An 18440-nucleotide genomic window follows, 5' to 3' on the forward strand; every position below is an offset into this window, starting at 1 on the left:
CCCTGCCCTATTGTTGCCCGCAAAGAAGCCGCCTTTTCAGGAGACTGCCCCATGCGAACTGCCAGCCTCGTTTCCCTCACCGCCCTGCTCGCAGCCTGCGGAGGGTCAGCCGACCAGACGCCAACCGCGACCAGCGATTTCGATGTCAAACTGACCCCCGTGGTCGAAGAGGCCGAATGGCCTTGGGGGATGGTTTTCACACCGGAAGGAGACCTGCTGTTCACTGAAAAGGAAGGTGGCCTGAAATTCGTCGCCGGCGGTGAAGGCACGGCCACACCGGTCAGCGGCCTGCCGGATGCCTATATTGAAGGACAGGCCGGATATATGGGCATTACGCTGGACCCGGACTTTGAGACAAACCGCCTCGTCTACATTTCCTATTCCAAGGGTGATGACGCCGCCAATGCGGCCGCCGTCATCAAGGGCCGCCTCAGCGAGGACAACAGCACGCTGGAAGATGTCACCGAAATCTTCTGGGCTGATCCGCGCGACACGGCCTATCATTACGGCTCGCGCCTGCAATTTGCCAATGACGGCACGCTGTTTGTCACCCTCGGCGAGGGCTTCAAATACATGAAAGCCGCTCAGGACCCGAAGATTACGCACGGCTCCATCGTCCGCATCAATTCAGATGGCAGCATCCCTGAGGATAATCCGTTTGCAGATGGAAAGGATGGTAACCCGGCTGTCTGGTCCTATGGCCACCGCAATGTGCAGGGCCTGTATTATGACGCAGAGACCGGCACACTGTATGAAACAGAACACGGCCCCAAGGGCGGCGATGAGCTGAACATCATCAAACGCGGCGCCAATTATGGCTGGCCGGTCATCACCTATGGCGTGAACTATGATGGCACGGTGATTACCGAGAAAACCGAAATGGAAGGCATGGAACAGCCCCTGACCTATTGGGTGCCGTCGATTGCCCCGGCGGGCCTCACCATGCTGACCAGCGATGTCTATCCCGGCTGGAAAGGCGATCTCTTCACCGGCGGCATGAACGGCCCGGCCGGGCTGGAGCTGACCCGTATCGACATGGAAGACGGCCAGGTGGTCGGCAAGGAATCCCTGTTCGATGGGGAATATCCGATCCGCGATGTCATTCAGGGCCCGGATGGGCACCTCTATGTCGCCACGAAGGATTTTGACGGTATCTACCGCGTGGATGTCGTTGAGGCCGTCGCTGAAGAGCCTGACACGAAGTAAGTGCCACGGGCCTGCGCCTGGTGCAGGTCAGACGTCCCGGCGAGACCGGAGCGCGGCGGCAAGCGTGCCATCATCCAGATGGTCCAGTTCGCCGCCCACTGGTACGCCATGGGCCAGGCGCGTAACGCTGGCGCCCTTCCCTTCCAGCAGGTCTGCCACATAATGGGCCGTGGTCTGGCCATCGACCGTGGCATTCAGGGCCAGGATCACCTCGCGGATTCCGCCCGCCTCGACCCGGCTGATCAGCGTCGCAATGTTCAAATCTTCCGGCGTGATACCATCAATGGCCGACAAGACACCGCCCAGAACATGATAGCGTCCGCGAAAGGCGCCGCCCCGCTCCAGCGCCCACAGGTCCGGTACGTCTTCCACAACACAGATGAGGCCGTCGTCGCGGCCATCGGCCTGGCACACCGCGCAGGGCTGCACCGTATCGAAGTTCCCGCAGATTTCGCAGCGGTCAATCTTCTCGCCCGCTTCCGCCAGCGCTGCCGCGAGCGGCTTCAGCAGCGTATCACGGCGCTTTAACAGGAACAGCGCCACGCGCCGCGCAGACCGGGGGCCCAGGCCCGGCAGTCGGGAGATGAGCTCGATCAGACGAAGTATTTCCGGGCCGGCAGAACGTTGTGACATATGCCCAATGTCAGCTATTTGCCCACTCTTGCAAGCGTGCATCTGAAAAGAAGAAACCCCGGCCAGGGGGACCGGGGTTTCTGGAGTACTCTTAAATAATGGCAGCCTGTCAGGCGGCCTCCTCGATCTCATTGGATTTCGAGCTTGGGCGAGGGTCACGCAGCACATAGCCGCGGCCCCAAACGGTTTCGATATAGTGTTTGCCACCAGTAGCCTGCTGCAGCTTCTTGCGCAGCTTGCATATAAACACGTCGATGATCTTCAGTTCCGGCTCATCCATCCCGCCATAGAGGTGGTTGAGGAACATTTCCTTGGTCAGCGTCGTGCCCTTGCGCAGCGAGAGCAGCTCGAACATCTGGTATTCCTTGCCGGTCAGGTGAACGCGCTCTTCGTCCACTTCCACCGTCTTGGCATCCAGGTTCACAATGATTTCGCCTGTGCGGATCACACTCTCGGCATGGCCTTTGGAGCGGCGCACAATGGCGGTAATACGGGCGATCAGCTCGTCTTTGTTAAAGGGCTTTGTCAGGTAATCGTCTGCGCCGTAGCCGAGCGTCTTAACCTTGGCTTCGATGTCAGGGTTACCGGACAGGATCATGACCGGTGTGTTCACACGGCCCATGCGCAGCTGCTTCAGCACCTCATAGCCGGAGATGTCCGGCAGGGAGAGGTCGAGCACGATCATGTCGTATTCGTAGACTTTTCCGAGATCGACGCCTTCTTCACCAAGGTCGGTCGTATAGATGTTGAAGCCCGCAGCTTTCAGCATCAGCTCGATTGAACGCGCGACAGCGCTATCGTCTTCAATAAGCAGGACGCGCATTATCTCGTCTCCCGAATCAACTTACGACCAAACTAGTCGCATTTCCTATCAAAGTGAATCCTACGGGCTGATCCTTTAACGAAGGTTAACGAGCCGTGCGATTTGCCTCAAAAAAGTTCTACTTTATTCACACAGATTAATAGCCAAGCTCGGCAGCGGAGCCCGCACCGATCAGCATCTGTGAGATTGCGATGGCATCCTGGATCGGCTGCGCCTGCTGATCCGTCGAGATCAGTGTTTTCTGGCAGCGGATCGCATCCCGCACTTTCGGATCCCGCATAACGGTGCCCGCAAGGTGTGGACGGAAGCCAAGGAAGGTCTGGCAGGCGCGCGCGATCGCTTCATAGGTTCTTTGCCCTGCAGCGCGCGAATCGGCCTGGTTAATACAGATCACGGGTTCTACGTTCGGCGCGTAACCTCTCAGAACCTTGATGAACGCATAGGCGTCCGTCATCGAGGTCGGCTCGTCCGTGATAACCATCAGCGCCTTGTCGGCGGCACGTGCCAGGCGCATGCAGTTCGCCTCGATGCCAGCGCCAAGGTCGACAACCACCTGATCATACTGGAGGGCCAGCGCAGAGAGACCCGCAGCAAGGCGGGCGACTTCTTCGGGCGGAAGCTCAGCGAGAGCGCCTGAGCCTGATCGGCCCGGCAGCACATCAAAACCACCTCCTGCAGCGCCGCCATCGACCGGCGTTACCGCATCATCCAGTTCAACCCAGCCTGCAATCACGGCAGCAAGGTCTGTTTCCGGGGCAATGCCCAGCTGAACGTCCACATTGGCGAGGCCAAGGTCACCATCGACCAGCAGGGTGCGCTTGCCGGCCTGCGCAAAGGCAGATGCGAGCGTGATGGCCATGAACGTCTTGCCAACTCCGCCCTTGCCGCTTGCAACAGCGATGATCGAAGCCGGAGCGACACGCGGAGCCGGACGCTGTTGCGGCCGATCCTGAGATTTTCGAAGCATGAAGCTCATGAGATTACGCAGCTCCTTTCAGGGCGATCACATCGCCCGGGGCATCTTCCATCAACAAGGCAGCGAGCCGGGAGGGCGCTGCCGGCACCAGACCGCCACCGATAAACGGCGTCACGGCCAGGTGTGAGAAGGCAATTCCTGCCGACGACAGGGCGGATATAGCTCCCCCCCTCCGTCGGGCAATGTCGAGTTTGGTCAGGATCGCGCGGCGGATGCCGGCGCGGGCAAAGGCACGGGCCGAATCGGCCTGATCTTCCGGATGGCCCTCAGCAGACATCACGAGCACGGGCTCGGCGCGCACAACGGCAATCAGGTCCTGCAGGCTGGCCATGTCATCCTGGTCAAACGGGTTGATGGCCGGCAGGTCGATGATGCAGCGATTGCCGGTCTCGCGCAGCTTGCGCAGCACATTGAACAGGGCGTCCGGCGTTTCGGCGATGCGGATCTGGCCGCGTTCCTGCTCCAGATAGGCAGCCAGCTGGTCACCCCCGGCCGTGCCGTCGAGGTCAGCCGCAACAGGCATGATCTGGGTGCGGGCCACGGCGGCGCGGCGCGTCAGCTTTGCAGCTGTGGCAGTGCGACCATGCCCGGGAGGGCCGACGAGAATGATATCTTTCTCCAGACGCGCCGGGATCGGATCGCAGGTAACGATGCGCTCCAGACCGGCAGCGATGGAATCCTCAGGGGCGCAGCTTGGCGTACTGTGGCGCCCAGCGCCTTCATTGGCCACGCGGTCTGCAAAGCGCTGGGGGGCGCCATGCCAGAGCAGCGCATCGCGCACACGGCTGTAGAGGGGGTTTTCAGAACCGCGGCCATGACCACCACGCGACTCACGCAGGAAGAGTGGCTCGCTTGGCACGACCCCTCCGCCCAGCTTGTCTGTAGCCGCGCGGACCTCGACTCCCCCGTCGATCTCGCGCTCTGACAGGATCACCGCATCGGCGCCCATCTCGGCAAAAATCATCGCCTTGGCAGCTTCGAAAGTCTCCGCGGCGAACATCTTCATGCGCATGTCTGCATGTTTCCCTTGTTACACCCCATCGCACACCACCCCATTGGCGCGACAGGACATGCTTATCGTCGGAAAACAGTTAACACCGCTAAAGGTTAACAGTTTCCTGCCCTGCGTTAGGAATTGTGAAGGATGTATGGGATTTAATGTTGGCTGCCGAAATCTCAGGCAGCTGCACGTTCATCAACGATTTCGGACAGGGTGACCCCCAATTGTCCATCAGCGATGACCAGCTTGCCGCGCGCCATCAGGCGGTCGGAAAGGTAAATATCCACCGGTTCGTCTGTCTTGCGCTGAAGGGCAATGATGTCCCCTTCGGACATGGCCATCAATTCCTCGATCGGCATGCGCACCTCGCCCAGCACCACATCCACACGGACAGGCACATCCATCAGGCTCTTTTTCAGGGCGGGGTTTTCGGAATCAGTCATGGTGGTCCTTCCGGCTATCCTCTGGATGGGTCGGATTTGAGGGATTGCTGCGCGGCGAACAGGTCCCCCTGCCCGTCTATGATGGTGCGGGCTGTCGCCCTTATTAACCGAGTGGCCCGCTCACTGAAACCCTCGTCCAGCGCGCAGGCCTCCAGATGGCCTGTCAGGGCCACCAGATTGGCCAAGGCCTCGTTGAGGGCATTCGTGACCGCCTGCAAGCGTTCCGCCTCGTCACACGCCTGCTCAGCGCGCACAGTTGCGGCGCCTTCGGCCCGTGCCTCTGCCAATAGCTGTACCAGTTCGGGCGTTGTCAGGCGGACGGGTGGGTCGTCTTCGATGACAGCAGGCGTGGCTTGCGCACCGCTGAAATCGCTGCGGAAGTCAAAAGGCGTGAGGGATTTGACCGCGCGCTGCATTATTCGACCAGTTCGTCCTCATCTTCCGGCAGACCGCCGCGAATATCACCCTGGCTGATCAGGGCGCGCGCCAGGCGCACCAGCTCACGCCGAGCCGCTTCCACTTCGCTGCGGCGCACAGGGCCCAGCATGGCGATTTCTTCACGCAGCAGGCCGCCCGCACGTTGTGTCATGTTGCGGAAGAAAGCCGCCGCCGTTTCCGGCGTCGCCCCCTTCAGCGCCAGGGTCAGCACAGTGCGGTCTGAAGAGGACAGCAAGGTCTGCAGGCCTGCCGTGTCCATCTTGGCGAGGTCATCAAAAGTAAACATCAGCGCGCGGACGCGGTCGCCGACGCCTGGCTCGGCGCTATCCAGCGCAGAAAGCAAATTCTTCTCGGCCTGGCTGTCCAGCTGGTCAAAGATCCGGGCAATGCGCTCATGCCCGCTGGCAATGGAAGGCCGCAGACTATTGTCCAGCCAGCCGGTCACGGCCGTTTCCAGCCCCTTGAGCGCAATCGGGTTCACCGGACCGATGTGCAAGAGGCGCTGCATGATATCGACAGCCTGCCTCGTGCGGATCACTTTCAGAACGCGCGCGGCGGGCTCGCCGTCCATGCGCGACAGGATCAGCGCGATAGTCTGTGGATGCTGCCCACCCAGCAACTGGACAAGATCTGCCGTTTCCATGGCAGACAGCCGCGACCAGACGCTGCTGCCCGCTGCCGGTTTGGGGGTGTAGTGCGTGTGCGCCTTCACATAGGTCTGCACGGCTTCGGCCTCATGGCCGTAATCATCCTCCAGCGCGTCCATGGCGACAGACAGCGCATGGGCCTCTTCATTGGACAGCTCTCCCCAGACAGGGGCAGCATCGGGGCCAAGCGCGCGCATCAGACGGGCAGACCTGGCCAGGCCTTCCGGCGGGCGCGCAGACGGGCCAGCCTGTTTCAGGGCGAGGGCGTTCATGCGGAGCCCCCTTCCCCATGCATCCAGCTGCGCAGGATGGAGGCTGTACGGGCCGGATCTTTCTGGACGAGCTTTGCGGCAGCGCCGGGCTCAGCGGTCAGGGCCGGTTTGGCCTTCACCCGTTTCTCGACAAGGGCAGGCTCAAGCGCGGCTTCCACCGGCTCTGCGGTCCTGGCCCGTTTTGCATCCGCCGCTGGCACATCTGACGGCTTCAGCCCAATCCAGGCCAGCATTGCCAGCAAGGCCCCATAGAGGCCAAGCTCTGTCCAGCCTGCAGCAGAGGGACGCCCCGGCACGCCGCGCGCAAAGGCGGCCTGCTCGATGACCAATTGGTCACCCTCTTCCGGATTCATCATCAGTGCGGATGTTGTCAGGCGCTCCAGTGTGGGCGCCGCTTCACTGGCGCGCGTCGCCAGCAGGATCAGGACGGAATGGGACGTACCCTTGCCAGTAACCGACAGGCGGATATTCCCCATGCCCGCAACAGGCTCAAGAATGCCCATGAGAGAGGCTTCAACGTCAGAGCCAGGCACCCACTCATCGACGGGCTGAGTGAACAGGCTTGTCCCCCGCCAACAACCGAGAAGGATCACGATCAGACATGCAAACAGCGCGACGGCCTGTGTGGAGGGCCCCGCGCTGCGCTGTGATTTTGCGAACCGAAAATCCATGAAACACTCCTGACGCCGGAAGCAGATTCCGGCATTCAGGACTATTCATAGGTCTCCGCGCGTAAATTTGTGTTTAACAGACAGGATCTCGTTAACCCTGCACCGGACTAGCCGCGATATTGCTGCAGTCGGGTCGTACGCAGCCCTTTGGTGCCGTGGCGGTTGTAGAGCTTTTCCCAGGTCTCGTATTCCTCGTCGCTCAGGCTGTAGCGATCACAGGCTGCCTTGCGGGTCAGCAGGCCACCAGACACTGCTGCAACGACTTCAGCTTTGCGACGCGTCACCCAGCGGGAGATGTTCGGGGACGGCAGGTCTGCCAGGGTCAGCGTCTGGCCGTCGGGGCCCTGTACGCCTTGGTTACGTGCATTATGTTTTTCCATGTCCACACCATTCTGGTTGCATAGTCGAAATCAGCCCGGCTTCTCCGGGAGCTGTGGACAGGAAGATACACTGAGGGGTTTAAGCCTAGACGTAAGGCAATCTGTGAGTTTTACAGCTTCGGTTAGGAGGATGTTCGTAAAGCTGTACCGCCCCGGTACAAGAGGTGAGAATCTCGTGCATTCATTACAGAAATGACAAGATTTTGGCGAATTATGGCAGCAGTTCCAGAGCGCCATTATCCCGTGCCTGGGCCGCGTGACGACGCAACATGGTCAGGAACATCTCGTCTCCACGCTCGGTCTGTTTGACCAACATCGCCGCGCCAAATGCCACCGACATGCCGTAAAAACTAAACCACCGGTAGTGGCGATAGAGGTCCTCAAACGCATAATCGGTGACGCCCTGATCCTGCAGGCAGGCATGATAATAACGCAGCAAGGCTTGCTCGTGCTTCGGCCGGTCGTCACGCGTCAGACCCGCGCCGATGAAATAGGCGACATCCCCGGCCGGGGCGCCCTTGCCTGCCGTCTGCCAGTCCACAATCGCCAGCGGCCTGGGCGCGCTGCCCTTGCCAAACAGCATATTGTCCAGGCGGAAATCATTATGGGTCAGCGCGTGCGGGCCTTCATACCCATCACTCCAGGCCGGCAGTGCAGCGGCATAGGCATCGCCGACTTCTATATCTTCGGCGCTGAGCCGTTCTCCATAGCGATCCTTGAACCCGTACCACAGTCCGACAACCTGCTCTGGCGACAAGGCAGGCGGCGGCGCCAGATCGCTACCTTGTAGCCAGGCATAAGTATCTAGCGCGGGATCATTCCAGTGCGCCGCGTGCAGCACCGCCGCAGACGCGAGCGCCTTTTCGGCCTCTTCCACAGTGCAGCCGCGCAACTGATCGCCTTGCTCTGACGGGGCCATGTCTTCCATGATCAGGGCGAACCGGTTCGTCTCCGGCTCGTAATCTGTGTAGAAAGCCTTCGGCGTGATGATTCCCGCCACTTTCGGAAAGGTGCGATAGAAGTGCACTTCCCGCTCATAATGGCCGAGCAGTTTCGCCGTCATCAGGCTGGCCTCACTGCCGGAGGGGAATTTGCCGACCAGAGTGTCCGGCGCGTTCGATCCCTTGCGATTATAATCAAACACAAAGCGGACATTCTCGCCGATCTGGCCTGTGCCGATGGATTTCGCAGTGAGGTCCTTTACTTCCGCATCAATGCCAATTTCTTCGAATAGCGCATTAAACCAGCCCGCTCCCAGGGTGAGCGGGTCTGCATCGAGGCCAGGTCGGCTCATTCATTTTCCTCCACTTATATCTAATCATCGGCAGGATTTTCCTGCTCTTTATCTTGTTGTGTATCTGTCTCTTCCGCCTCTTCCGCGCGGCGGCTGCGGCCCCAGCCGGTTACGCGCTGGAATTGCTGCATGCGGTCTTCTGCGTCCCGCAAGCCCCGGTCGAGCGCGGCCATGGTCAGGGCGAAATCTCCGCTGGTTTCCTTGCGCCAGGCCCGCTCTGCCTTGCCGATGACATAGGCGATGCCGACGGCCTTGAGAGGCACAGGCGCGCCGGACCGGCTGTCGAGCCCCGCAGAGACGAGCGCCCAGTCCGCCGAGCGCTTGCGCGCTGCCGCCAGTTTCAAAAGCAGGGACGGCATACGGTCGCGATACTTCATCAGCGACGTCAGACCGGCGCGATGGTCTTCCATCGCTTCAAAGCGCAACATGATGACATCAAACAGGCGCTCACTCGGTGTCTCGTCATGCGAGACGCCCTCTTCCGACATGAATCCATCGAAATAGGCATCGGCATGGGCGGCCAGCTCATCTTTCCCGGCAACGCCATGAAAGTCTGACAGGCTGAGGCCTGCTGCATCTGCAATGTCTGAAAGGGTCAGGTCAGCCCAGGCGGTTTCGGCGGCCAGCTCCAATGCAGCGAGCAGGCCCTTTTCAAGTATGCCTGCCGTATCACTCATCGCTGGGTCCTCTAATCCATGTCTCTGGACAGCTCCCGGTCGCGGGTTATGGCGGCCCGGAGTGCCTTGCGCATCAACAGAGGCATCCCACCGTCATCCATGAGGATGTCAAGAGCTGCCTGTGTGATGCCGCCGGGTGAAGTGACCGCTTTTCTCAACGCCCCTGGCGTTTCATCCGATGCGGCCATCAGGGCCGCGGAGCCTGTGACAGTATCCACCGCCAACCGCAAGGCCATCTCGCGCGGCACGCCTTCGGCCTCTGCCGCTTCTGCCATCACTTCAGCCAGCAGGAAGACATAGGCCGGGCCGCAGCCGGAAATACCGGTCGCAGTGATCAGCATCTTCTCGTCCATAGGGCCTTCCACACGGCCGAGCGGTTTCAGGAGGCGCTGAGCGGATCCAATATCGGTGTTGGTGACAGACGGCGCAGGCGCCATAAGCGCGACGCCCTTACCGATCGCGCCTGGCGTATTGGGCATGACGCGAATGATGCGCGGCGTTTCCAGCCTGTCCGCCAATTGGCCCAGCCTCAGCCCGCCCATAACGGAGATGACCAGTGTTTTCGGGCCGATCCAGGCCTTTACACTTTCCAGAACTCGCGGAAAGACCTGCGGTTTGACACACAGAACGACAATGCCAGCGGGCGACGGATCAGGGTTCAGAACCACTTTTCCGGCATCAGCCCAGCCCTGAACCAATTCTGAGGGCGCAGGATCAACAATCGATAAATCAGGAGAGGCCTTGCCGGACAGCCAGCCTGTCGCCAGCGCCGATCCCATTCTCCCGGCCCCAATCAGGACAATCGATTTTGCGCTGCTCATCTTTTACAGGTTTTCCAAGGCCTCAGGCTTCGCCATGCGTTTCAAACATGACCGCATCAATGGATTCACGGGGCGATTTGCCCGCCCAGATCAGGAAGTTGAACGCTGGCACAAAGCGGTCCACCGCGCTGACCGAAGCCGCGACAGCAGAGCGAATCTCGCCCAGAGATACCTCATCCCGGTCTGTCATCGGGAAAGTATAGCGGAAAATCACCACGCCTTCATCGGCCCAATAGTCAAAATGACCCAACCACAGGCGTTCATTCGCCATAATGATCAGCTCTGACAGCTGCGCACGCTTGGCGGCGACCGGCTTGATGTCCAGCGTTACGGAAAAATGGATGGCTGCGGGTTCAGGGCGGAACGCGAACAAGGCGCCCATGTCGCCCCAGCGGGTTTCCGCGACAGCCTGAATGGTCGATTCTTCATCGCGCTCATGCTGCCAGCCAGCGATTTCGAGGGCTTCCTCAACACGGTCCAGTGGATCTGCCGCAGCAAACTCATCGCGTGAAAGATCAAGGCTCATGAAAGTCTCCCCTTCTTTCAGAGTTCATGGGTGCGCGGATTCGCGCCACATGGCCAATGCCTGTTCAAGCGTGGGTAACGCTTCGCGTCCAGTACGATTAACAGGCAGGCAAGGTTAGCCTGCAGTAAAGGCTTAATCCGAAGTCACCTTCGCCTCGAGCTCTTCAAGGCGCTTTTCCAGTGTTTCGACCCGCTCCAGAGCCGTGACTGCGAGGGCCTTCAGGGCCTCGACCTCATCCCGGCCAGCCAGGTCCATATCCGCGATCATGGCCTTCACACGGCCTTGTGCGGCGGTCTTCGCCTCTTCGCCTGCAGCCCGCGCTGCGCCCATCGCTCCGGTCATCAGACCTGCAATGTCATCAAGCAGTGGATTTGTTGCGGCCATGAGGCTACTCCTTCGCGGGGTCGGGCGGACAGGTTCACTCCTAACAGATAGGCCCGGGGCAAGACAGGGAAAAGACGCCGCATGCTGGATATGATGAGTTTTGCTGCAATGGTGATGCCTGCAGCCGCGCTGACCTTTCCTGATGTCAGCCCGGCGATCTTCTCGATTGATCTCGGTTTCCTCGGGCTCGGAGAGTTTCATCTGCGCTGGTACGCGCTTGGCTATATGGCCGGAATTGGCCTCGCCTGGTGGTATGCCAGCGCAATGCTGAAGCGCCCTGCCCTGTTTGGGGGCACCGCGCCGCTGACCAAGGACCAGCTCGATGACATCATGTTCTGGATCATTGTCGGCATCATTCTCGGCGGACGCTTCGGCTATGTCCTCTTCTATATGGTGCCCTATCAGTTTGACGTGATCGCGAATGACCCGCTGACCATCTTCAAGATCTGGGATGGCGGCATGGCCTTCCATGGCGGCATTCTGGGCGTCACGATTGCACTCTGCCTGTTTGCCTACATCAAGAAGGTATCCCTCTATTCCATCGGAGACATTGCGGGCGTCGTCGCACCGATCGGCATCGGCCTCGTCCGCCTTGCTAATTTCGTTAATGCAGAGCTTTACGGCCGCCATACGGACGCCCCTATCGGCATGGTCTTCCCGGAGGGATATGTGCCCGGCTCTACCCCGCCTGCCTATAATTGGGCGACGGGTGAATGGGTCTATTCGGGACTCGAAATGGCGCGCCACCCCAGTCAGCTCTATGAGAGCGCACTGGAAGGCTGGGTTCCCCTGATTGTGCTCTCTATCCTGATCTGGCGTTTTGGCGCGCTGAAGCGTCCCGGCCTCATCGCCGGCCTGTTCCTGTTGATGTATGCAACGGCCCGCACACTGATTGAGAATTTCCGCATGCCCGACAGCTTTGTCGAGGGCCTGCCGGACTGGATCACGATGGGGCAGCTGCTCTCCATCCCGATGTGGATCGGCGGCATCTGGCTGGTCTGGAACGCGCTTAAGAAGCCCGCTGCCAAAGCAAACTGATGGCTGACATGACCCTCAAGGAACGCATCATCCGCCTGATCGAGACGGACGGGCCGATCCCGGTTTCGACCTATATGCAGCTGGCCCTGCACGATTCTACGCAAGGCTATTACGCCACACGCCCGGGCCTTGGCACGGATTTCATCACCGCCCCGGAAGTCAGCCAGATCTTCGGGGAATTGCTTGGCCTGTGGGTTGTGCATGAGTGGAAGGCGCTGGGCGAGCCCGACACTTTCCAGCTGGTCGAAATCGGCCCTGGCCGCGGCACGCTGATGGCCGATGCGCTGCGGCTGGCCTATGTCGCGGGCGGCCGCAAATTTGCCGACGCCGCCCAGTTAGGGCTGGTGGAGCCGAGCCCGGAGCTGCGCAAGGTCCAGGCCGAGCGCCTGACAGATTATGACCCTGCCTTTGCGGGTACGATGGCCGAAGTGCCCGCCGAGCCGATGATCCTCATCGCGAACGAATATCTCGACTGCCTGCCCGCGAGGCAATTCCGCAAGGATGGCGAAAGCTGGCGCGAATGCGTGATCGGCCTCGACAGTGACGGAAACCTCGCCTTTGGCCTTGCGGCAGATGAGGCCCGCGCCCCTGAAGGCAACGCGGCATCTGCGCAATGTGTTGAGGTGCAGACCGGCTTTGACCTGCTGGTGGCAGACCTTGTCACCCGCGCTGATCCATTCCGCGCGCTGTTCATCGATTATGGCCCGGCCGATGCCACGCCAGGCGACAGCCTCCGCGCCTTCAAACTTGGCGAGCAGGTCTCCCCACTGGCCTTCCCCGGAGAGTCCGATCTGACCGTGGATGTGGACTTTGGCCGCCTGAAACGCCTGGCAACCAAGATCGGCCTCGATGTGACCGGCCCGACTCCGCAAGGCATGTTCCTGATGGGCCTCGGCGCGCAGGCCCGCCTGAACCAGCTGGTCGAGGCAAATCCCGATCATGCCGAGGCGATCTACAACAACGCCCAGCGCCTGATTGACCCCAAAGACATGGGCAGCCGCTTCAAGGCCATCTGCCTCTCCAGCAAAGGCCTCTCGGCCCCTGCCGGATTCTAGAAAAAGACTGGGAAACCCGTCTAGGGCGCCCCTTATTGACCCATATGCTGGTCAACAAAATCGGCCATGGCTTGCAGGGTCGCAAGACGCGTCTCACCGGATGACAACCAGTGATCTTCGCCCTTCAGTTCAATAAAGGTGACGTCCTTACCGGCACTTTTCAAAGCATCCTCCATGATGCGGCTCTGCCGGATAGGCACCACCGTATCATCGCGGCCATGGATCAGTAGAACTGGTGCCTGAAAGGCCGCAGCTGACGTAGCCGGCGAAATGGCATCAAGGTCCACATCTTCCGAATCTGGATCTCCCATCTGGGTTTTCCAGTAATCAACGACCCAATGGTCACCCCCAGCATCCTTGACTTCCTGCCTCAGCATTGCTGGCAGATCTGAAACCCCAGCAATCGAGATCACGCATTTGTAGAGGTCCGGCGTATAGGCCCCGCCTGCGAGAGCCGAATACCCACCATAACTGGCGCCCGCGATGCAAACACGCTCTGGGTCAGCCTTTCCTTCGTTGATCAGAATCTTGACGCCGTCAGTTACGTCATCCTGCATGGCTTTGCCCCACTGGCCGTAACCAGCAGTCGTGTGCGCCTGGCCGTAACCCGTGGAGCCACGGAAGTTTGGTTGAAGGACCAGATACCCCCTATTGGCAAAGTACTGCGCCATCCAGTCAAAACCGACATAATCATACGCGGCTGGCCCACCATGCGGAATAACGACAAGAGGCGCATTCTGTGTCGTTTCAAACGTCTTTCCAGCAGGAAGTGTCAGAATGCTTGGAATCATCAAGCCGTCACGAGCCGGGTAATTGATCGCCATGATCTCACCAATAGATTCTTTGGGGATGTCAGTACGCTGATCGAGGATACGTGTCAGGCCGCCCGTTGCCCTGTCTTCCAGAATATAGCTGCCAGTCGTATCACTGCCATTGAACAGATACAGAATTTTTGACCAGTCAGACGTCCAGTCAACAATCCGGATCGAGGATGCGGGAAAAGCCGCCAATAGGCTTTGCACACTCTGGTCGATCTCCGGATCAAAAAATTTGTAGGATGGCAAGGCACCTGAGTAACGCACGCCCACGACGAACCCATTTCCGTCTGTCAGCGTACCGTCAATATCCATCCCCTCTCTTCCGAGACCGAGTGATGTAATTTCACCTGAAAAACTCAGTTCATACAGCTCATCAAAGCCCGCATCTTCGTTAGCCCCTTGTGACTTTACAAACAGAAGTCCGGACTTGTCTGACTTTACCCCTCGCAGAGAAATAGGAACCTGAGGTGCCTCGACCTCATAAAGCACTTCCTCCTTGCCATTTGCCCATGTGGTGATGCGATAGATATTCTTCCGGTTGTCATATTCTTCCCTGGCCAGAACCGTCCCGTCAGTATCTACATAGAAATTGATCGTATTGCTTGTCCCCTGCCATGCACGGCGCCCACGGCCATTGTCGAGATTTGCGCGCAGAAGCGTGTATTCAGGATCACGCGTCCCCATCCACGCCGCCATGAAGATGGTATTTTTGTTCTTTGCATCCCAGCCGATAATATGGCTTAGGCCACTTTGCGCGGGGTGAAGGCCTTTAGTCTCCCGCAATAGCGGCCGGTAATTACCCGTCTGCAAATTGTAGGAATAGGCCTGATACTTTTCGAACTGCCCCGGAATGCCGACCACGCGTTCTGTGTCAGAAGCAACAATGATCAGGTGCTCGTTATCCGCAAACCCCAGGCTACGCGTAGATAGGTCTGTCAGCTTGAGGCGATAGTTCAACTGCCCCGTTCGCGCATCATAGATCGTAACCAGGTCCGCCCCATCGGCACGTGTAATAAAAGCGACCAGATTGCCATCCGGTGAAATGGACATGGACCGGATTGCCGGCAACTCTCCATACGCCTCGATAGATGGCTGAGGAACCTCAGCACTGGCTGGCTGACACACAAACAAAAGCATAGTCGCGCAGAACGCGGCAAAGACTCTGAACATTCAAATACTCCCCTAAACCTCACAACGAAAAGCTAGTGGAGATAGAAAGACGAGGCAATCTTCTTGCTGATACTTCTCTCATCCCTTCCATGTCCGCATGCTTCCACCTCTTGGCATGGACGACGCACACCCCATCTCTGTCAGTGTGACGTGGCCGCTAACAGGTCGCAAACGCCGATCAGGGAGCAGACACTTGGCAAATCTTTCCATTCTGGAATTGGGGCGTGTGCGTGAAGGCTTTACGCGCACCGATGCACTGAACGATGCCCGTCGCCTGGCGCAGCAGGCAGAGAGTTTCGGCTACAAGCGGTTCTGGGTGGCAGAGCACCACAATATGCCCGCCGTCACGACCGCTGCCACATCGATTGTTATTTCCCATATCGCCGCCGGCACGAAAACGCTTCGCGTCGGCGCGGGCGGTATCATGCTGCCCAATCATGCGCCCTACATCATTGCCGAACAATTCGGAACGCTGGACGCGCTCTATCCTGGCCGGATCGATCTGGGCCTTGGGCGTGCGCCGGGGACAGACCAGACCACGCTGCGCGCCCTGCGCCGCGACCCGATGAGTGCAGACCGCTTCCCGCAGGATGTTCTGGAGCTGCAGGCCTATCTCGGCCCCGTCGAAGACGGCCAGCGAATTGAGGCCGTGCCCGGATCAAACTCAAATGTACCCATCTGGATCCTCGGCTCCAGCCTGTTTGGCGCGCAGATGGCCGCCGCCTATGGCTTCCCCTATGGCTTTGCCTCCCACTTCGCGCCGCAGGCACTGGATGACGCGCTGGCCGTCTATCGTCGCCAGTTCAAACCGTCAGAACAGCAGGCTAAGCCCTATGCTCTTATCGGGGTCAACATCATTGCGGCGGACACGGATGAAGAGGCGAAATATCTGGCGACCTCACAGCAGATGTCCTTCGCAAACCTGGCCCGCGGGCAGCGCAAACTGACCCAGCCGCCGATTGACGACATCAACACCTACTGGACGGAAGCAGAGAAACTGCGCGCCAGCCATATGCTGGCCGTCAGCATCATTGGCGGCCCGGACAAGGTGCGCACCGGCATCCAAAATCTGCTCGCCCGCACAGAGGCGGACGAGCTGATGGTTGTCTCCGACATGTATGATGTCGACAAGCGTATCCGCTCATTCGAGATTATCGCCGACGTGATGAAGTCCGTAAACGGAACCTGATCACTCGCCGATATTCTGGTCCACGAAGTCCGACATCGCCTTCAGCGTCTCAATCCGCGTCTCACCCTGTGACAGCCAGTGGTCCTCTCCGTCCAGCTCGATCAACGTGACATCCTTGCCTGCCTTGCGCAGCGCCTTTTCCATGGCATGGCTCTGCTCAATATCCACAACCGTGTCATGCTTGCCATGGATCAGAAGAACCGGCGCCTTGAAATTCCCTGCTGAATTTACCGGAGAGACGGAAGCCATGTCCACTTGCCCATCCTTCCCGCCGATGAACTTCGTCCAGTACGCAATCGCCGAAGACCCGCGGTCTGTTTCCTTGCGAAGGCGCCTCATCATCAAGGGAATGTCAGCCACCGGAGCAATGGCAACAACACATTTGTAGAGGTCTGGCGTATAGGCACCGCCCGCCAGGGCGGAATAGCCCCCATAGCTGCCACCGACAATGCATACGCGATCCGGATCAGCCACGCCTTGGCTGACAAGGGCGTTTACGCCATCGGTGACATCATCCTGCATCTTGCCGCCCCATTCTCCATAACCCGCCTCGACAAAGGCCTGTCCATAGCCTGAAGACCCCCTGAAATTGGGCTGTAGGACGAGATAGCCGCGATTTGCAAAATACTGGGCCATCCAGTCGAAATAGACTGGGACATTCGATTGTGGACCACCATGCGGAATGACGATCAAAGGCAGATCCGAAGCTGTCTGCATGTCGGCGCCCGCGGGCCATGTCACTATGGCGGGAATGCTCAGGCCGTCCCGTGCCGGATACGTCACCGCCACCATCTGGCCAATCGCTTCAGGCGGAATGCCTTGCCGCCCATCTGCGATAAAGCTGAGACTGCCCGTGTCGCGATCCTGCAGCACATACGTGCCAGGCGTGTCGCTACCATAAATCCGGTACAGGATTCTTGACCAGTCCTCAGTCCAGGCTTCCACATATACGGCCGCTGCTGAGAATTGTTCTGTCAGGGCACTTACCGCTGAGTCGACTTCTGGATCGAAGAATTTGTAGCGCGGCACCGGACCGGTATACCTCACACCTACGACAAAACGATTTCCATCCGTATAAACGCTACCGATATCCGTATCGCTTTTTCCGAGACCGGAAGGTTTAACGCTACCCTTGAAATCCATCTCGTAGACCTCATCATAGCCTTCTTCATTTTCACCGGATGAAACAAAGATTATGCCAGACTTGTCAGCCTTCACTCCCAAGAGAGAGAGTGGGACAAGGTCACTATCTTCTTCATAGATCTTTTCACGCTTACCGTTCACATAGGTCCAGATCGTGTAGATATCGCGTTCAACATTATAGTCTTCCCGCGCGAAGACGGTTCCGTCCATATCCGCAAACCAGTCAATCGTATGGGCGGTGCCGCGCTTGTACGTACCGCCCATGCCTGTCTCCAGGCTTACCCGCAGCAGATCCATGGTGGGGTCCGCCGGCGGCTTACCAATATAGGCTGGCATGTAAACGTGATCGGGTTTGTCGGAATAGCCAATAATTCTTCCGAGCCCGCCTTGGGCTGGCCAAAGGTCTCTGTTCCCACGCAAAAGCGGCTTCAAGCTTCCGGTCTTGAGATTATAGGAAAACGCCCCGGAATACTCGAAATCATTCTTATACCCATAAAGCCATTTCCGGTCTGATGCGAGTATGATGACATGCTCATCATCTGCAAACCAAACGCCACGCGCCGACACATCGCTGACTTTCAGCTTGTACTCGGTCTTACCGGTTTCGACGTTATGAAGGGCGAGAAAGTCAGTCCCATCATGACGCTGGATGAAACTGATCAATTTGCCATTAGGCGACATATCCATCATTCGGATGGAGGGCAGATCGCCATATTCTTCGAGGGGAGGATGAGGAACTTCTGCGTTGGCAGTGCGCCCCGCACAAGCCAGGACCAATGCCATCATCATGGCCGCAACAAAACGCATACTCAACCTCCCCTGATTTGAGGGAAGGC

Annotated in this window: 20 protein-coding genes; 4 read left to right on the plus strand and 16 right to left on the minus strand. The window is 58.9% G+C overall.

All coding sequences use genetic code 11. From position 1 onward, the window contains the following. Positions 1-51: 51 nt before the first annotated feature. A complete protein-coding gene (locus HY29_RS06440; protein ID WP_034794405.1) occupies positions 52-1206 on the plus strand; it encodes a PQQ-dependent sugar dehydrogenase in 1155 nt (384 codons plus the stop codon). Positions 1207-1233: 27 nt separating this feature from the next. Here the strand turns inward: HY29_RS06440 and recR are convergent, their stop codons facing one another. The 14 genes from recR to HY29_RS06510 form a co-directional block, all read right to left on the minus strand. Continuing rightward, on the minus strand, positions 1234-1839 hold the full coding sequence (gene recR, locus HY29_RS06445; protein ID WP_034794407.1) for a recombination mediator RecR: 606 nt from the start codon (positions 1837-1839) through the stop codon (positions 1234-1236). A gap of 109 nt (positions 1840-1948) precedes the next feature. Further along, complete coding sequence (gene ctrA / locus HY29_RS06450; RefSeq protein WP_034794409.1) at positions 1949-2662, minus strand: response regulator transcription factor CtrA; 714 nt, start codon at positions 2660-2662, stop codon at positions 1949-1951. 136 nt (positions 2663-2798) lie between these two features. Further along, positions 2799-3638 carry a nucleotide-binding protein gene (locus tag HY29_RS06455; RefSeq protein ID WP_034794411.1) on the minus strand — a complete coding sequence of 280 codons (840 nt, stop codon included), beginning with the start codon at positions 3636-3638 and terminating at the stop codon, positions 2799-2801. 4 nt (positions 3639-3642) lie between these two features. Further along, entirely contained in the window at positions 3643-4650 is a 1008-nt protein-coding gene (locus HY29_RS06460) for a flagellar biosynthesis protein FlhF (RefSeq protein WP_034794413.1), read from the minus strand. A 164-nt stretch (positions 4651-4814) separates the two neighbouring features. Continuing rightward, complete coding sequence (gene fliN / locus HY29_RS06465) at positions 4815-5081, minus strand: flagellar motor switch protein FliN (RefSeq protein ID WP_051594943.1); 267 nt, start codon at positions 5079-5081, stop codon at positions 4815-4817. 14 nt (positions 5082-5095) lie between these two features. Next, positions 5096-5497, minus strand: coding sequence for a hypothetical protein (locus HY29_RS06470; RefSeq protein WP_034794418.1), 402 nt, complete (start codon positions 5495-5497; stop codon positions 5096-5098). After that, the gene (locus tag HY29_RS06475; protein WP_034794421.1) at positions 5497-6438 is read right to left on the minus strand and encodes a flagellar motor switch protein FliG; all 942 of its coding nucleotides are present in this window, start codon (positions 6436-6438) and stop codon (positions 5497-5499) included. Before HY29_RS06475 ends, HY29_RS06470 begins: the two co-directional genes overlap by 1 nt. Continuing rightward, positions 6435-7109, minus strand: coding sequence for a hypothetical protein (locus tag HY29_RS06480; protein ID WP_034794423.1), 675 nt, complete (start codon positions 7107-7109; stop codon positions 6435-6437). The genes HY29_RS06475 and HY29_RS06480 overlap by 4 nt, the downstream gene beginning before the upstream one ends. A gap of 107 nt (positions 7110-7216) precedes the next feature. Next, the gene (gene sciP, locus HY29_RS06485; RefSeq protein ID WP_034794425.1) at positions 7217-7489 is read right to left on the minus strand and encodes a CtrA inhibitor SciP; all 273 of its coding nucleotides are present in this window, start codon (positions 7487-7489) and stop codon (positions 7217-7219) included. A gap of 211 nt (positions 7490-7700) precedes the next feature. Continuing rightward, positions 7701-8783, minus strand: coding sequence for an oxidoreductase family protein (locus HY29_RS06490; RefSeq protein ID WP_051601211.1), 1083 nt, complete (start codon positions 8781-8783; stop codon positions 7701-7703). 20 nt (positions 8784-8803) lie between these two features. Continuing rightward, complete coding sequence (locus tag HY29_RS06495; RefSeq protein WP_034794428.1) at positions 8804-9460, minus strand: hypothetical protein; 657 nt, start codon at positions 9458-9460, stop codon at positions 8804-8806. A gap of 11 nt (positions 9461-9471) precedes the next feature. Further along, positions 9472-10281 (minus strand): pyrroline-5-carboxylate reductase, encoded by an 810-nt coding sequence (gene proC / locus HY29_RS06500; RefSeq protein WP_034794431.1) that lies wholly within the window; start codon positions 10279-10281, stop codon positions 9472-9474. A 22-nt stretch (positions 10282-10303) separates the two neighbouring features. Then, on the minus strand, positions 10304-10807 hold the full coding sequence (locus HY29_RS06505; protein WP_034794437.1) for a type III secretion system chaperone family protein: 504 nt from the start codon (positions 10805-10807) through the stop codon (positions 10304-10306). Positions 10808-10939: 132 nt separating this feature from the next. Beyond that, on the minus strand, positions 10940-11191 hold the full coding sequence (locus HY29_RS06510) for an accessory factor UbiK family protein (RefSeq protein ID WP_034794439.1): 252 nt from the start codon (positions 11189-11191) through the stop codon (positions 10940-10942). Between the two features lie 81 nt (positions 11192-11272). On the opposite strand from HY29_RS06510, the gene lgt reads away from it, so the two are divergent. Together lgt and HY29_RS06520 are read left to right on the plus strand one after the other, a co-directional pair. Further along, positions 11273-12229 (plus strand): prolipoprotein diacylglyceryl transferase, encoded by a 957-nt coding sequence (gene lgt / locus HY29_RS06515; protein ID WP_241765151.1) that lies wholly within the window; start codon positions 11273-11275, stop codon positions 12227-12229. Continuing rightward, a complete protein-coding gene (locus HY29_RS06520) occupies positions 12229-13284 on the plus strand; it encodes a class I SAM-dependent methyltransferase (protein ID WP_034794441.1) in 1056 nt (351 codons plus the stop codon). The genes lgt and HY29_RS06520 overlap by 1 nt, the downstream gene beginning before the upstream one ends. 32 nt (positions 13285-13316) lie before the next feature. Here HY29_RS06520 and HY29_RS06525 read toward each other — a convergent pair whose 3' ends face one another. Then, positions 13317-15152, minus strand: coding sequence for an alpha/beta hydrolase family protein (locus HY29_RS06525; RefSeq protein WP_051601212.1), 1836 nt, complete (start codon positions 15150-15152; stop codon positions 13317-13319). 313 nt (positions 15153-15465) lie between these two features. Between HY29_RS06525 and HY29_RS06530 the strand changes: the two genes are divergently transcribed. After that, complete coding sequence (locus HY29_RS06530; RefSeq protein WP_034794445.1) at positions 15466-16461, plus strand: LLM class flavin-dependent oxidoreductase; 996 nt, start codon at positions 15466-15468, stop codon at positions 16459-16461. On the opposite strand, the gene HY29_RS06535 is transcribed toward HY29_RS06530, so the two are convergent. Next, positions 16462-18411 (minus strand): alpha/beta hydrolase family protein, encoded by a 1950-nt coding sequence (locus tag HY29_RS06535; RefSeq protein ID WP_034794446.1) that lies wholly within the window; start codon positions 18409-18411, stop codon positions 16462-16464. Positions 18412-18440: the final 29 nt, after the last annotated feature.

The organism is Hyphomonas beringensis (assembly GCF_000682755.1).
In the GTDB taxonomy this organism is placed as follows: Bacteria; Pseudomonadota; Alphaproteobacteria; order Caulobacterales; family Hyphomonadaceae; genus Hyphomonas; species Hyphomonas beringensis.

What these genes read in the sequence shown, in the direction of transcription:
- recR (WP_034794407.1), bottom strand. Translation starts at nt 1,839, where the DNA reads ATGTCACAACGTTCTGCCGGCCCGGAAATACTTCGTCTGATCGAGCTC.
- HY29_RS06475 (WP_034794421.1), bottom strand. Translation starts at nt 6,438, where the DNA reads ATGAACGCCCTCGCCCTGAAACAGGCTGGCCCGTCTGCGCGCCCGCCG.
- HY29_RS06470 (WP_034794418.1), bottom strand. Translation starts at nt 5,497, where the DNA reads ATGCAGCGCGCGGTCAAATCCCTCACGCCTTTTGACTTCCGCAGCGAT.
- HY29_RS06525 (WP_051601212.1), bottom strand. Translation starts at nt 15,152, where the DNA reads ATGTCCATTTCACCGGATGGCAATCTGGTCGCTTTTATTACACGTGCC.
- HY29_RS06535 (WP_034794446.1), bottom strand. Translation starts at nt 18,411, where the DNA reads ATGCGTTTTGTTGCGGCCATGATGATGGCATTGGTCCTGGCTTGTGCG.
- HY29_RS06455 (WP_034794411.1), bottom strand. Translation starts at nt 3,638, where the DNA reads ATGAGCTTCATGCTTCGAAAATCTCAGGATCGGCCGCAACAGCGTCCG.
- HY29_RS06495 (WP_034794428.1), bottom strand. Translation starts at nt 9,460, where the DNA reads ATGAGTGATACGGCAGGCATACTTGAAAAGGGCCTGCTCGCTGCATTG.
- HY29_RS06510 (WP_034794439.1), bottom strand. Translation starts at nt 11,191, where the DNA reads ATGGCCGCAACAAATCCACTGCTTGATGACATTGCAGGTCTGATGACC.
- HY29_RS06460 (WP_034794413.1), bottom strand. Translation starts at nt 4,650, where the DNA reads ATGCGCATGAAGATGTTCGCCGCGGAGACTTTCGAAGCTGCCAAGGCG.
- HY29_RS06480 (WP_034794423.1), bottom strand. Translation starts at nt 7,109, where the DNA reads ATGGATTTTCGGTTCGCAAAATCACAGCGCAGCGCGGGGCCCTCCACA.
- HY29_RS06490 (WP_051601211.1), bottom strand. Translation starts at nt 8,783, where the DNA reads ATGAGCCGACCTGGCCTCGATGCAGACCCGCTCACCCTGGGAGCGGGC.
- ctrA (WP_034794409.1), bottom strand. Translation starts at nt 2,662, where the DNA reads ATGCGCGTCCTGCTTATTGAAGACGATAGCGCTGTCGCGCGTTCAATC.
- HY29_RS06440 (WP_034794405.1), top strand. Translation starts at nt 52, where the DNA reads ATGCGAACTGCCAGCCTCGTTTCCCTCACCGCCCTGCTCGCAGCCTGC.
- lgt (WP_241765151.1), top strand. Translation starts at nt 11,273, where the DNA reads ATGCTGGATATGATGAGTTTTGCTGCAATGGTGATGCCTGCAGCCGCG.
- fliN (WP_051594943.1), bottom strand. Translation starts at nt 5,081, where the DNA reads ATGACTGATTCCGAAAACCCCGCCCTGAAAAAGAGCCTGATGGATGTG.
- HY29_RS06520 (WP_034794441.1), top strand. Translation starts at nt 12,229, where the DNA reads ATGGCTGACATGACCCTCAAGGAACGCATCATCCGCCTGATCGAGACG.
- sciP (WP_034794425.1), bottom strand. Translation starts at nt 7,489, where the DNA reads ATGGAAAAACATAATGCACGTAACCAAGGCGTACAGGGCCCCGACGGC.
- HY29_RS06505 (WP_034794437.1), bottom strand. Translation starts at nt 10,807, where the DNA reads ATGAGCCTTGATCTTTCACGCGATGAGTTTGCTGCGGCAGATCCACTG.
- proC (WP_034794431.1), bottom strand. Translation starts at nt 10,281, where the DNA reads ATGAGCAGCGCAAAATCGATTGTCCTGATTGGGGCCGGGAGAATGGGA.